Origin of the sequence: Streptomyces durmitorensis (assembly GCF_023498005.1) — a bacterium.
Classification (GTDB): domain Bacteria; phylum Actinomycetota; class Actinomycetes; order Streptomycetales; family Streptomycetaceae; genus Streptomyces; species Streptomyces durmitorensis.
The window spans coordinates 1-11,733 of the sequence record NZ_CP097289.1; the positions used below are offsets into that span (position 1 = coordinate 1).

Annotated in this window: 17 protein-coding genes and 1 pseudogene; 8 read left to right on the forward strand and 10 right to left on the reverse strand. The window is 68.0% G+C overall.

Annotation, left to right across the window (positions count from 1 at the left end; genetic code table 11):
- Positions 1 to 298: 298 nt before the first annotated feature.
- On the reverse strand, positions 299 to 622 hold the full coding sequence (locus M4V62_RS43690; protein WP_347276977.1) for a DUF6199 family natural product biosynthesis protein: 324 nt from the start codon (positions 620 to 622) through the stop codon (positions 299 to 301).
- Between the two features lie 320 nt (positions 623 to 942).
- On the opposite strand from M4V62_RS43690, the pseudogene M4V62_RS00010 reads away from it, so the two are divergent.
- The 5 genes and pseudogenes from M4V62_RS00010 to M4V62_RS00030 all read left to right on the forward strand — a co-directional run.
- A pseudogene (locus tag M4V62_RS00010) lies at positions 943 to 987 on the forward strand (hypothetical protein); the annotation flags it as partial.
- A gap of 19 nt (positions 988 to 1,006) precedes the next feature.
- Positions 1,007 to 1,279 carry a hypothetical protein gene (locus M4V62_RS00015; RefSeq protein WP_249593230.1) on the forward strand — a complete coding sequence of 91 codons (273 nt, stop codon included), beginning with the start codon at positions 1,007 to 1,009 and terminating at the stop codon, positions 1,277 to 1,279.
- Between the two features lie 411 nt (positions 1,280 to 1,690).
- The gene (locus M4V62_RS00020; RefSeq protein ID WP_249585091.1) at positions 1,691 to 2,152 is read left to right on the forward strand and encodes a hypothetical protein; all 462 of its coding nucleotides are present in this window, start codon (positions 1,691 to 1,693) and stop codon (positions 2,150 to 2,152) included.
- An 8-nt stretch (positions 2,153 to 2,160) separates the two neighbouring features.
- Complete coding sequence (locus tag M4V62_RS00025; protein WP_249585092.1) at positions 2,161 to 2,409, forward strand: helicase associated domain-containing protein; 249 nt, start codon at positions 2,161 to 2,163, stop codon at positions 2,407 to 2,409.
- A 35-nt stretch (positions 2,410 to 2,444) separates the two neighbouring features.
- Positions 2,445 to 2,867: a helicase associated domain-containing protein gene (locus M4V62_RS00030; RefSeq protein ID WP_249585093.1), complete on the forward strand. Its 423-nt coding sequence runs from the start codon at positions 2,445 to 2,447 to the stop codon at positions 2,865 to 2,867.
- Positions 2,868 to 2,986: 119 nt separating this feature from the next.
- Here M4V62_RS00030 and M4V62_RS00035 read toward each other — a convergent pair whose 3' ends face one another.
- The 5 genes from M4V62_RS00035 to M4V62_RS00055 form a co-directional block, all read right to left on the reverse strand.
- Positions 2,987 to 3,367 carry an FKBP-type peptidyl-prolyl cis-trans isomerase gene (locus M4V62_RS00035; RefSeq protein WP_283779054.1) on the reverse strand — a complete coding sequence of 127 codons (381 nt, stop codon included), beginning with the start codon at positions 3,365 to 3,367 and terminating at the stop codon, positions 2,987 to 2,989.
- A 133-nt stretch (positions 3,368 to 3,500) separates the two neighbouring features.
- On the reverse strand, positions 3,501 to 4,127 hold the full coding sequence (locus tag M4V62_RS00040; protein ID WP_249585094.1) for a GrpB family protein: 627 nt from the start codon (positions 4,125 to 4,127) through the stop codon (positions 3,501 to 3,503).
- A 316-nt stretch (positions 4,128 to 4,443) separates the two neighbouring features.
- Complete coding sequence (locus M4V62_RS00045; protein WP_249585095.1) at positions 4,444 to 4,590, reverse strand: hypothetical protein; 147 nt, start codon at positions 4,588 to 4,590, stop codon at positions 4,444 to 4,446.
- Positions 4,591 to 4,739: 149 nt separating this feature from the next.
- Positions 4,740 to 5,264, reverse strand: a complete 525-nt coding sequence (locus M4V62_RS00050) for a 2OG-Fe(II) oxygenase family protein (protein WP_249585096.1) — start codon at positions 5,262 to 5,264, stop codon at positions 4,740 to 4,742.
- Between the two features lie 345 nt (positions 5,265 to 5,609).
- Positions 5,610 to 5,810, reverse strand: a complete 201-nt coding sequence (locus M4V62_RS00055; protein ID WP_249585097.1) for a peptidoglycan-binding domain-containing protein — start codon at positions 5,808 to 5,810, stop codon at positions 5,610 to 5,612.
- A 901-nt stretch (positions 5,811 to 6,711) separates the two neighbouring features.
- Here M4V62_RS00055 and M4V62_RS00060 point away from each other — a divergent pair.
- On the forward strand, positions 6,712 to 6,987 hold the full coding sequence (locus M4V62_RS00060; protein ID WP_249585098.1) for a hypothetical protein: 276 nt from the start codon (positions 6,712 to 6,714) through the stop codon (positions 6,985 to 6,987).
- A gap of 81 nt (positions 6,988 to 7,068) precedes the next feature.
- Here M4V62_RS00060 and M4V62_RS00065 read toward each other — a convergent pair whose 3' ends face one another.
- Positions 7,069 to 7,512, reverse strand: a complete 444-nt coding sequence (locus M4V62_RS00065) for a nuclear transport factor 2 family protein (protein ID WP_249585099.1) — start codon at positions 7,510 to 7,512, stop codon at positions 7,069 to 7,071.
- A 606-nt stretch (positions 7,513 to 8,118) separates the two neighbouring features.
- Positions 8,119 to 8,463 (reverse strand): transposase, encoded by a 345-nt coding sequence (locus M4V62_RS00070; RefSeq protein WP_249585100.1) that lies wholly within the window; start codon positions 8,461 to 8,463, stop codon positions 8,119 to 8,121.
- 192 nt (positions 8,464 to 8,655) lie between these two features.
- On the opposite strand from M4V62_RS00070, the gene M4V62_RS00075 reads away from it, so the two are divergent.
- Positions 8,656 to 9,036, forward strand: a complete 381-nt coding sequence (locus M4V62_RS00075) for a hypothetical protein (RefSeq protein ID WP_249585101.1) — start codon at positions 8,656 to 8,658, stop codon at positions 9,034 to 9,036.
- A gap of 391 nt (positions 9,037 to 9,427) precedes the next feature.
- Positions 9,428 to 9,604, forward strand: coding sequence for a hypothetical protein (locus M4V62_RS00080; protein ID WP_249585102.1), 177 nt, complete (start codon positions 9,428 to 9,430; stop codon positions 9,602 to 9,604).
- 144 nt (positions 9,605 to 9,748) lie between these two features.
- On the opposite strand, the gene M4V62_RS00085 is transcribed toward M4V62_RS00080, so the two are convergent.
- Both M4V62_RS00085 and M4V62_RS00090 read right to left on the reverse strand, forming a co-directional pair.
- On the reverse strand, positions 9,749 to 10,354 hold the full coding sequence (locus tag M4V62_RS00085) for a dihydrofolate reductase family protein (RefSeq protein ID WP_249585103.1): 606 nt from the start codon (positions 10,352 to 10,354) through the stop codon (positions 9,749 to 9,751).
- Positions 10,355 to 10,677: 323 nt separating this feature from the next.
- Positions 10,678 to 11,472 (reverse strand): alpha/beta fold hydrolase, encoded by a 795-nt coding sequence (locus M4V62_RS00090; protein WP_249585104.1) that lies wholly within the window; start codon positions 11,470 to 11,472, stop codon positions 10,678 to 10,680.
- Positions 11,473 to 11,733: the final 261 nt, after the last annotated feature.

The following is an 11,733-nucleotide window of genomic DNA, read 5'->3' on the forward strand; positions in this document are numbered from 1 at the left end:
GCCCGCGGGAGCGCTGGCGTGGGGCTGCGCCCCACGCTCACCCGCCTTGCTGCGCAAGGCGGGTGACACTCCGTCCGCTGCGCTCCCGGAGTGCACCGCTGCAGCTCCGGAGTGCAGGCCTCGCTGCGCTCTGGCCCAGTGGGTCCGCTTCGCTCCCCACCCAACGGCCCCTCCGGCTTCGCCTCCAGGGCCTCCGATCTAGCACCCACCCGACCCGCTTTAGTTGGCGGACCTTGACGGGTGTTCACAGGCCTAACGGCCTAGCAGCAGAAGGGGCTGGGGGGTTCGTGAGTTCCAGTCAGATCTGCTGCACCAGCATCCATATGGCGAATCCCAGGACCAGCACCCCGCTCGCTCGTTTCATCGCGTACCCCTTACTAGTGGGTTCGGTCGCATCCGGATCCTTCACCCACCCTCTCTGCATGTTTCTGTTCATCCTCCAAAGCAGTTGAGGCCGTATGACCTGCACAAGCCCCATGATCAGGAAGAGGCACAGGAGCGGGATGAGGACTGGACTGCTGTCGCCGTCGGAAGCGGCTTGAATGACTGCGTCGCGATTCATGCTTCTCCGAGTGCCCGGGGTGCTTCCCAGGAAACAGTGTCGATCAGATGAGGGTAGCATGCTTCATTTTCAGTATCGGATAGACTCTGGAATCAGAGCCTATCCGCCAGGCCCGCTCCGAAGGATTATCGAGATCCATCCCACAGCCGTACCGATGACCATGACGGGCAGAGCAGCCAGCCACGTCAGTCCAACCACAACCCTCACGGCCCCTCTTAAACCGGATACACCCCAGCAGAAGGCAGGCGAAGCATGTCCATCACAGGCCACGCTGACCAACGCGAGGCAGCCCAGCGAGAGACCATTGACGCGGTCGTGCGCGCCCTCGAACTGCCTGCAAGATCGCTTGTGCCTGAGCGAGGACTCCGGACTCAGGTGTCATGGCCACCGGGTCCGGGAAGACCCGGGTCGCGGCCCGCAGCGCAGAGAAGCTCCACGCAGGCCGTGTGCTGGTACTCGTCCCCCTCGCTGGACCTGCTCGCCCAGACCGAGGCCGCGTGGCGTGAGAGCGGCCACACGGGCCCGATGATCGGGGTCTCGTCCCTCCAGGGCGAGGACGTGACCTTCCCCAACACCACTGACGTGAAGGAACTGGTCGACTGGGCCCGGCTGTTCGACAAGGTCACCGTGTTCGCCACGTACGCGTCCCTCGGGCTCGGCACCCTGGAGCGCGCACAAGGCAGGCCTCCCGGGCTGGGAGCTGATCGTGGTCGATGAGGCGCACCGAACGTCGGGTCGGCTGGGCAAGCCCTGGGCTGTCGTCCACGACACACCCGCATCCCGTCCCTGCGTCGCCTCTACATGACGGCCACGCCCCGACTGTGGCAGCTCGGGGACGAGGATACCGAGGGGCGCCGGGCGAGTTGGTCGCAAGCATGGAGGACAGCCCGGACGGGCAGTTCGGCGCGCGCTGCTACACGCTGATGCTGTCGGAGGCCATCGGCCGGGGGATCTGCGCGCCGTACCAGGTGGTGTGCGTGGACATCACCGACACCCAGCTCCAGGCTGCGCAGCTCCTGGGTGCTGAGGGACGCTCGGACGAGGTCCGTGGGGCCCGGATTGCAGCCCGCGCTGCTCAAGGCGTCGTCCGAGGAAGGCTTCTGACGCACGTTCGTCTTCCATCACGTGGTGAAGGAAGACGAGGCGTTCGCGGCCGGGATCGCCACGGACGGCACAGTCGTGGAGAAGGGCTTCCTCAGCTCGGTGAAGGTCTTGCGCGAGGGCGTCGACACCAAGAACTGCGACTCCGTCTACTTCGCCGACGTACGCGGCTCCATGCCCGGCCTCGTCCCGGCCGTGGGACGGGCACTGCGGATGCAGCCAGGCGAGGGGAAGGTCGCCTTGTTCATGGTGCCAGTGCTGCTCGGGCCGGGCGAGACAGCGGACAACATGCTCACCTCCCGGGCATGCGGCGGGTTGGCGAAGCTGCTGGAAGCGCTCTGGGCGCACGACGCACGCGTAGTGGAACAGCTCGCCGAACAGCAGGTCCCAAGCCACTACAAGCCCGTCCAGAAGGCCGCGCAGGGCCAGGAGAGCCGGGCGAGGGGAACGGGTCCGGCGGCCCGTCGGCGTCCGCGCGAGAGCTGCTGAAGTTCTCCGTGCCGCGCGACCCGGCGCAGCTGGCAGCGTTCATCAACCTGCGAGTCCTCAACCCCGACCACGAGCACTGGCGGCGCGGCGTCGAGGCCGCCGTCATCTACGCCCGCGAGCACGGCGACCTGAAGGTGCCCTTCACCTACCGTGTGCCCGGTGGCGAGGACCAGGCGGGTGGCTGGCCTCGCTCGCCGCGTTCCCCCTCGGGCAGTGGATCGCCGACAACCGGCGCTTCTACGCCCGCGGAGACATGAACGAGGACCGCATCTAGCAGCTGGACAAGCTAGGCATGGTGTGGTCGCACTTCGACGTCGCGTGGGAGGAAGGTCTCGCGGCGGCGCGTGGATGGGCCGAGGTGAACGGGCACCTGCTGGCCCCGCTGGACGCCGCGCATCAGGGCTATCGGGTGGGGATTTGGCTGAAGAACGCGCGGGCCGCCGCCCGCAAGGCGCAGGAGATCGAGCAGCGGCGGGCCGAGAGCCTGCCGGTGAAGTCGTCGGCGGGGGCGATGTCGGACGAGCGGCGCGAGCAGCTGGAGGACATCGACGCGTCCTGGCGGGTGGAGTGGCAGCGTGCCTTCCACCTCGTCCTGCTCCACCTGGAGGCCGGCCGGCCTCTGCCGACCGAGCCGGGCGACGTCGTGCACCAAGGCGACTGTGCTGCCGACCTCGCCCGGTGCAGCGCGGGCTGGGCCGTGAGGCTGATCTCGTGAGCCCCCTCCAGGCTGAACCCGCGGTCAGCAGCGCCCCGCAGTCGATCCCGGCGGAGGGCGTCGGCCGGCGAGTGTTTCCCGGCCTTGGTTCCGGACGGAGAGCCGGGTAGCAGAAGGCCTCAGACTGCGACGGAGAACAGATCCACCACGAAGACGAGTGTCGAGCCCGCCGGGATCAACGGCGAGGGTGACTGGTTGCCGTAACCGAGGCGCGGCGGAACGATGATCTCGCGCCGGCCGCCGACCTTCATCCCTCTGACACCGCGGTCCCAGCCCTTGATGACCTTGCCACCGCCCACGGCGAACTTGAACGTCTGGCCCCGGCCCCAGGAGGTGTCGAACTCTTTTCCGGACTCGAGGGTGACCCCGACGTAGTGAACCCGGACAACCCTGCCCGGCTTCGCCTCAAGCCCGTCCCCGACGACAAGGTCGCGGATTGTCAGTTCGGTGGGAGCGTCACCCTCCGGAAGGTCGATCTCGGGCTTCGTCAGTTCACTCATTGCAGCCTCATTCGTTCGCCGCCGGAAGCCCTCATACAGACCAGCCAGGTGCAGGGTCACTCTATGCGGTAGATCATCATGCCGTCCTGAACGCTGATCTCCTGGAGTCATGGCTGAGGCCGAATCCGACTCGCTACGCGTCCGGCCTGGAACTCTCACCCGCCATCGCCCGTTCCAGGATTTCCGCAACGACTTCGGACTTGGCGTCGGCGTAGTTCTGCATGTATTCCCAGGACTGCAGGGAAAGTGACCGTTTGGCGTCGGCGTATAGCTTGCGGTCGCTGCTGACGGTGCGCAGCCGGTCGCGGAAGCGCAGCATACGGACGGCTTCTTGGCAGCCTTCGGGCAGGACGTGCAGGTTGGCCGATTCGACGCCTGGGGCGAGGTGGTATTTGCGCAGAACGCGGTGCTCGTACCATTCGGGCTCTCGGATGACGAGCGTGAAGCCAAGGTTTTCCAGGGCCGGTACGTAGCACGCCTCGTCGCCGGGATCGGGGACGGTCAGGAGCATGTCGATGACCGGCTTGGCGGGCAGGTCCGGCACGGAGGTGGAGCCGACGTGCTCGATCCGGTGGTCGACGTGGCCGAGGCGCTCACTCATGGGGACGGCCTCCTGCTCGAAGACCGCGGGCCACCGCGGGTCGTACTCCCGCAGCGTGACCTGGCCGTTGAGCTTGGGCGGAGCGACAAGGTGGGCTGTCTCGATCTCCTCGGCGGTCATGGGTATGCGCGGGACTTCGTCATCGGGCCGTCCGGACATGGGAGCTCCCGTCTGCGCTCTGGGGCCATGAAGCCAGGGCTCTCGGCAATGGGTTGATGGCTTTCCGGCCCCGGCGCGGTTGGTGGTCATCCTTGCACCGCCGCAGATCCAACCGCCACGACCAGCAACCCCGCGAACCTGTGCCGTCAGGGCACGGGCGTCGTCCCCCAGCCGTTCGCTGAAGCTCCTTTCGAAGTCGGGGCAGCCCTCTGCAGTGTGTGTATGGCCTTTGGCTCACGTCGGCTTGACGAGGTGTTCGGTGGCTCCCTTGGCAGCATCAGTTACGCCGGGCTCGCGAGCCTGATCGGCATCACCGCTACACCGCCGATCCGGGGATTCGGGGGGGCTGGCCAAGGGCGTTGTGGCCGTCGCCGATCACCTCGGAGGCGTGATCGGCGACGGCATGGCCGAGTACGGCGGTGTCCCGTCCCGGGCCTTCGGCGTCGAGCTCAAGGACCATCATCTGCGGGGCCTGCGGCAGTGCATCGCCGCAACCACAGCGCCCCCAATCCGGTGGGAGGCTTCCCGGGCGCCGGAATGCCGCTCCGCGGTGACTTCCTCCTCGCCGCGGTGTGTCAGCAACACTGCACGCCGAGAGCGCGGGGGCGGGTTCTACCGGTTGTACCGGTTCAGGAGGGATTGGAGTAGGGCTGCGTACCGGGTGCCCGTGTCGAACGGCGCGTAGCGGGCCGGGGTGTCCGCGCTGGTGCACGGCGCCAGCGGTGCGACGACGGTGCTGTAGTCGGGGCGGTGTTTGTACTGGATGGAGATGCGGCCGGCTCTCACCGTGCCGACCCGGTGCGTCGCCCGACGGTAGACGCCGTTCGTGGCCCGCTGCAGGTAGTCGGGAAGGGAGACGAACACCGCGTCAGGGACCAGGGGAACCGAGAGCCAGGTGCCGTCCTCGTCCTGCACCTGCAGGCCCGGCGTGTCCTGGAGCTCGACGGTGAAGTAGGCGTGGTCGATGTGCGGGGACATCGCGTAGTCGACGTTGTTGGCGATGTCGGCGCCGTGCCCGGGCCGGTAGGAGTTGAGGCCCAGGTGGTGCATGGGTGAGGCCCGACAGGAATCGGTGAGCGCACCCTTGAGCGCGAGGTCTTGGGCGCAGGCCGCGAGGAGTTGGTCTCCCAGCACCACCAGGCTTTGGATCAGCGCGGAGCAGTTCGCGAACGGCTCGTGGAAGAAGCCGGGTGACGGCTCCGAGGAGGCTGGGGGTGGGCAGTACCGGCCGCGAGGGCTCCCCTCCCTGGCCGGGCCCGCCTCAACCGTGGGCGCCGGTGCCGCGGGAATGCTTGGGCGCTGCGGGGGTTGAGGGTCGGCGGCGTCGTCGGACGAAGCTCTGCGGTTCGGTGCCGCTCAGCGGGGCATCCGGCGGTCCACTTCCCGCGCTCGCGTCTCCAGTGCGTCGGCGACGGCGGCTGACGAGGCCCGGGGCTCATCGCCGATCCTCTGCTCAGCAGCCCTGGCACAGGGGAGCCAGAATTACATCGCCGCGGTGCTGATGGCGTTGCGGGTGCCCGGGCCGTAGACGCCGAGGGGTTCGTTGATGGCGCGTGCCTGTTGCATGCGCGCGACCGCGGTCGCGACGTCGTGGCTGTAGTAGCCGTCCACGGGACCGGTGTAGAGACGTAGTCGGCCCAACTGCTCCTGCAACTGCCGAACCGAGGTGCCTGTGCTGCCCACGTGCAGCACGCTCGACGCGGCTGCGCTGCCGGCTGCCTGATGCGAGCGGGCAGGCGGGGCGTCGTGCTCGGCGCTCCCCGGGAGTCTTGGGTGTGGTGCGGGCTTGCTGGGCGGGGTGGGCGCGGTGGGTGCCTTGTCGGGTACGGGCGAAGACCCGTGACCGGGAGCGTGCGGTTGCCGAGCGGGAGGCGCGGCGTGCGGACTGGCGGGGGCCGGGTGGCCGTGGGACTGGGCTAGGAGCCCGGCGGTGAGAGCGAGCAGCGCCGCGGACGCATAGCCGTAGGAGAGCGGCGGGAAGCCCCGTTTGGGCTTGATCGCGCCATGGCGGGCATGGGGGCGGGACCGAGGCTGTCTGCCTTTGGAGGCGGTCGCGCGGTGGTGTCCCTTTCCCTTTCTGCCCGGGGTGGATGCCACGTGTGTCAGCCCGTCCATCGGGCGCGGCACTCCCAACGCCGTACGCGAACGTCGTTGCGACGCGCGCGTCGAAGTCTGCGTCAGGTAGGAGGAGAGCGCGGGGTACGTGGACGGGTCCGGGGCGGCTGCTTGGTAACTCACAAGATCGAACGTAGACGTCCGTGCGGCGCCACTCCCCCGCTGCCGGCCCCGAACTGTGATCCTTAAGGCTGCCTTGATTGATGACTCAGGGCCAGCTAAGCCCCAGCACGTCGCACGCCCGCTCCTCGGGCATGAACCGGCCGCGGCGCGGTCGGCGCTGCGGCGCGGTGCCAGGTCACTTCGTATCCGCTGGGTATGAGGGGGCGCTTGGCTGCCTTCGCAGCCGACGTTGCACACCTGGGCGCCCTGGCTGCCCTGACTGCCCGCATCACCCTTTAGGCCAATCGGGGGAAGGCGGAGCGGTCTCCATCGATGTGGGCCCGCCGGCTGCGGAAGGATGCGTTCCATGCGAACCATGAAACGCGTTCTCCTCGCGGCTGCGGCCGCATCGCTGCTGGTGGCGAGCCACGGCGCAGCGGCCGTGGCCTCCGCGCCCGCACCCACGCCTGCACAGTCCACGCCGGCAGCAGGGCCGGGCTGGCACCACGTGGCGGATTTTCCTCCGACCGAGGAGAACCGCTGTCATGAGCGCGGCCGGTGGTACTTGGAGAACGGCGTACGCGCCTACGAGTGCCGAGCCGCCGGAGTCTGGGAGTTGTGGGTTCTCACCGAGCCCTCCTGACCAGGGCCGGGGCCGGGGCCGGATCGTCGCCCTCAAGGTGGTGCCGGCCCGGCAGCCATACGCGATCGTCCCTACGGCCGTTTACTGACTCTCCGCCTCGAACGCCTGGGCGACAGCAAGGCTGTCCTCGTAGACATGGTGCCGAGTGACAAGGCCGTCTTCGACGGTGAGGTGCAGGGCGAACCGCGCGCGATAGGCACGTCCGGTCGGCCGGGCGGTCTGGCGGATCTCGCCGAGCACGACCGCCTCATTTCCGTCGATGAGGATGCACTCGACCTCGGTCGCCACGTGTTCCGGGATGTGGCATTCGGCGAGCTCGCGATAGTGGGCGGCTGCGTCGGCTCGGGTGGACCGGTGACGGATCCACGGCGTGGCAGTGCGGCCGTGCTCGGCCTCCGGCCAGTCAAGCTTCCAATCGCCCCGCTCCGCATACAGCTCGGAGATGCGCTCGGGGTCGCCCTCGCCGATCCTGCGCAGCAGTTCCTCAACCACCGTGCGCGTGTTTGTAGGTGCGGCTATAGGCATGGCAGACCTCTCCCCTCCAGGTCCACGCCCTGTCGACGTGGTGAGATCACCGACATTGCCAGCGCAAGTCGGTCGAGGCGATTACCTCTGGAGTAAGGCAAGCCCATCACCAAGATCCGCTTTGATGCACGTCCTAGCGGCCCTTGACCCCTCGAGCGCGTTGCGGACAGTTGCGCGCAACGACCGTCCCGCGCACCGGTGTCGACGGTCAGGGGCGCGAACTGTCCGCCCGCGTGCGTGATGCTCCTGGGCATGCCCCCCTCGCGGGAGCGCACGATTCATTTCAGTGCGTCCTTCAGTGCTGCAGCGAGGATTCCAGTGCTGCAGCCACGGCAGCGAAGGCGGCAGCTACCCGGCCGTGACGGATCGCCTTCTGGGCGTGGCACACCCAAGGTCCCAACCGTCCCAAACTCCGCCTGCCTGGCTCATTGTGGCCAGGGCGCCATCGCGGAGGACCCCGTCGGCTGCCGCGGCATCCACGTCCCAGACCACGCCTCCTGCCTGGCCCACCTGGCCGACGTCGACCGCGATGCCTGCTTGGCCCACCTGGCCGGCCTGGCCCCCGGCACCGACATCGACCATCGCGGCACCACCTTCACTGAATCCCTACTCGACGCCCTTCTCACAGCTCTCCGCGACTCTGCCACAGCACACAGCCGCTTTGGTGCCGCCCGGTTCGATTCGGCGACTGAGGCTCGGGGCGGCCAATCGCTGCTTCTTCTCCCGTAGTTGCCACCGCAGCAGGCCGTGGATGGTCTGGTCGGTGCCGTTGTCGCGCCACTTGTAGAAGTAGTACTTCACTGCCCCGGCAGGCGGCAGGTCGTGGGGCAGCAGGTCCCACTGGCAGCCGCTGCGGTTCTGGTACAAGATCGCGTTCACGGTCTTGCGCATCGCGTATCTGCCCTGGTGGCCGCTGACCGACGGATGCGCGACCTTCCGTGCTGTGATCACGGGTTCGACCAGTGAGCGATGACAAGCCGGACGGAAGATCAGGTACTGCACTCTGAGTGTTTCGGGCACGCCCGAAACACGATGACCTCCGCCGGGGCACGGTGGAAAAGTCAGCCACGTGCATCAGCCGATGCCACCGGGGAGATGTGCCGCCCCAAACTGACCAGACGGCACACAACGGGGGAAGCTCAGATGCGAACCAAACGACTCGTCACGTCCATGACGGCCGCCTTGCTCCTGGCCGGCGGCGTGAGCGCCGGGACCGCCACGGCCACCAGCAGTACACCCCATGGCGGCTCGTCGGTCATGGGTGCATGCCCGGACACCGGCAACGAGGTCACCGTCCCCGGCGGCAAGGCCGAGTGGGATATCACCTGTGAGAGGGGCAAGGTCCACGTTCGGGGCCACGTCAAGGACACCAGGATGGACGGCAAGTGTGCCCGGGTGAAGGCGACGAACCCCCGCAACGACGAGAAGAGGAAGAAGTCGGCCTGCGGAGTGGGCACCGACAAGTCCTTCGACTGGAACCTCGGCAAGGGCAGCCAGGCCAAGGTGTACCTGTACACCTCCTGACCTGGCATATCCATGGGCAGCGCCCTTACGCGCGACGTACGGGCGCGCGCTGCCCACCTCCTTCCCACACCAACCTGGCTCGGGCGGTTCGAGTCGGACTCGACCTGCCCGCCCGGGACGTGCACGCCTACATCTCCAGGCGGGCCATCGTCGTCGACGTGATCGCCCTGTACTGACCAGCAGGTTCCTGACCGACCCTCGGCGACGACCTGACGTGAACCTCTGCCGATGCGTCCGGACCGTGGCCCGAACTCGCAGGTCCGACAAGTGGCTTCGTAAGCGAGAACGGGGTCCGGTTGCAGGTGAGTGCGGGGCCCAGTTACCGCCTGTCGGGGCATGAAATGTATGCGGAGGCCAGCTGGATGGGGCTGGTGCCTTCCTCGGCGCCGCGATGATGGCTGCCCCTGTCGCGGGTCACCCGTTGCGGGCCCGCGACCTGTGCGGGGCCCTCGACCTGCCGACCATCCCGAAGAACACCGAAGGCATCCGGTCCAAGCTCAAGCGCCTGGTCACACGAGGCGTCCTCACCGAACCCGAACCCGGCCTGTTCGCACAGCCCCGCACCTGATCGACGATCCACCCCACTGGCCAGGTCCCCTCACCCAACTCCGAGCCCGAAACAGGGCATTACCTCGCCTACTGCACTCCTAGGTCTTGCTTCGCGCCCGCCAGCGCCGGCCTGGCGGGCAGTCGAACGGCGGACAAGGCAAGGTCACGCGGGGACGTCGAGCGGGGGGTGCTCAAGCACGCGAGGCTTGTACTCGACCAGCTGGATGCGGCCGTCGAAGGTGCGGTGCCCGATCATCTCCAGGGCAACGTCCGGATAGCCGTCGTAGATGCGTTCCTCACCCGTGGCCCCGGTGATCACCGGGAACATCACGACCCGGAAGCGGTCGACGAGTCCGGCTCGCAGCAGGGACCGGCACAGGCTAAGACTGCCGATCGTACTGAGGAGCCCCGAGCCACTGGACTTCATGGCCCGGACCGCCTCGACGGCATCGTCACGGACGAGCGTGGAGTTGGCCCACTTCAGTTCCTCCTCGAGCGAGGAGGAGAACACCACCTTGGACGCTTGCGTGAGCTCGTCGACGGACGCCTCTTCCTCGGGCCTGAACTCGTCTTGGCCATGTGGGACCTCGCCTGCGGCGAAACCCGACATCAGACGGTAGGTGTTTGCTCCCATCAGGTAGGTGACCTCGGGCTGCTCACCGAGCCACGCAAGGTACTCCGGGCCCTCCAGGCCCCAGAACCCGGGCCACCCCTCTCCCGAGGCATGGCCGTCGAGGGACGTGATGAAGTCGACGAGAAGCTCCGGCATGGCGGTTCCCTTCCTGAGGCGTCACAAGCTTGGACCGGCCGCGACATCCAAACTCATCGGCCGCGCTATGGAGTGGGGACGGCGGGCTTGAGCCCTGCCACAGCCCCAGCTCAGCCCACCCTCGAACGGCCCAGGCCGACCGTCACTCTCAGCCGGGCCGAGTGCAACGCTCAGGGGCCAACTGAAACGCTCAGTCACACACTGTGACCGAGCGCTGTAGTTGGCGGGATTCGCCAACTACAGCACTCAGGACGTAAAGCGCTCAACCAGAGGCCGCCCACCATCCGCTGGCCTTTGGTCTCGGGGACGGCTGCGGGCCTGTGTCAGACCGCGTCGAGGAAGCCGCGGACCGCAGTAGCGAAGGCGGCCGGGTCGTTGGCGTAGACGAAGTGGTCGGTCTCCAGCTCGACGAGGTGGGTGCCGGGGCGCCGGGTGACCATCTGCTCTGCCTGCTCCGCCGGCAGGACGCCGCCCTTGGCGCCACGTAGCAGCAGCGCCGGACAGGCGGAGCCGGTCCAGTCGGCCCAGTGGTCGCCGTGCACCTGGTCCTCGGAGTCGTAGATGTCCTGGGGGTGGAAGTGCAGGCCCCAGACGCCCTCCGGCCGCTCACGCACGGCTGACTCGAAGTGCGGTGCGAACGGGCCGAGTTGCGCGACGAACGTCTCCCGGTCAGGGGCGCCGCCCTCCGGCAGACTCAGGACGAACGCCAGCGGATTGCTGCCGTCCAGGCCGAGTTCGGCGCATCCCTCGGCATTGATCAGCGCGGTGACGCGCTCGGGGTGGCGGGCTGCGAACTGGTAGGCGTTGATCGCGCCGAGCGAGTGGCCAAGGAGCGCCGCCCGGTCCAGACCCAGGTGATCCATGAGGGCCTTCAGGTCGGCGAGGTAGCCCTCCCGGCTGTAGTCGGCCGCCCGCCCGGACTCGCCGTGGCCGCGCTGATCGGGGGCTATGACCCGCCACTTTGGGGCGAGACGTGCGGCGAGACCGGCGTACGACAGGCCCTCGGACATGTGCCCGTGCAGGGCCAGCAGCGGGCGGCCGGTGCCGCCGAAGTCCATGTAGGAAAGTGTGCGGCCGTCGATGGTGAGCGCGGATCGCTTGGCGATGTCGGTATCCATGGCTTCACCGTAGAGCAGATCTATACACACGTACAAGACATTCGTTTAATACGCTTGTTTGAACCTCGGTGGTCTGCCCACCCGCCGCCCACCTGTCGCGCTCGATTCGATCCCCGGTCGGGCTGCACCGGATCACCGACCCGGGCGGCGCGGCGTCGCACGACGCCATCCCGCAGCACTTCGCCGAGCACCCATCCCTCCCGATTCCGCCGTCCCGCACCGGCGGGACGCTGACCAGCATCAAGGCGGTGCAGCGCCGTC

Coding starts and splice junctions, on each gene's coding strand:
- M4V62_RS00065 (WP_249585099.1), bottom strand. CDS start 7,512: ATGCCTATAGCCGCACCTACAAACACGCGCACGGTGGTTGAGGAACTG.
- M4V62_RS00075 (WP_249585101.1), top strand. CDS start 8,656: ATGCGAACCAAACGACTCGTCACGTCCATGACGGCCGCCTTGCTCCTG.
- M4V62_RS00045 (WP_249585095.1), bottom strand. CDS start 4,590: ATGATGGTCCTTGAGCTCGACGCCGAAGGCCCGGGACGGGACACCGCC.
- M4V62_RS00090 (WP_249585104.1), bottom strand. CDS start 11,472: ATGGATACCGACATCGCCAAGCGATCCGCGCTCACCATCGACGGCCGC.
- M4V62_RS43690 (WP_347276977.1), bottom strand. CDS start 622: ATGCTACCCTCATCTGATCGACACTGTTTCCTGGGAAGCACCCCGGGC.
- M4V62_RS00040 (WP_249585094.1), bottom strand. CDS start 4,127: ATGTCCGGACGGCCCGATGACGAAGTCCCGCGCATACCCATGACCGCC.
- M4V62_RS00030 (WP_249585093.1), top strand. CDS start 2,445: ATGGTGTGGTCGCACTTCGACGTCGCGTGGGAGGAAGGTCTCGCGGCG.
- M4V62_RS00035 (WP_283779054.1), bottom strand. CDS start 3,367: ATGAGTGAACTGACGAAGCCCGAGATCGACCTTCCGGAGGGTGACGCT.
- M4V62_RS00080 (WP_249585102.1), top strand. CDS start 9,428: ATGATGGCTGCCCCTGTCGCGGGTCACCCGTTGCGGGCCCGCGACCTG.
- M4V62_RS00085 (WP_249585103.1), bottom strand. CDS start 10,354: ATGCCGGAGCTTCTCGTCGACTTCATCACGTCCCTCGACGGCCATGCC.
- M4V62_RS00060 (WP_249585098.1), top strand. CDS start 6,712: ATGCGAACCATGAAACGCGTTCTCCTCGCGGCTGCGGCCGCATCGCTG.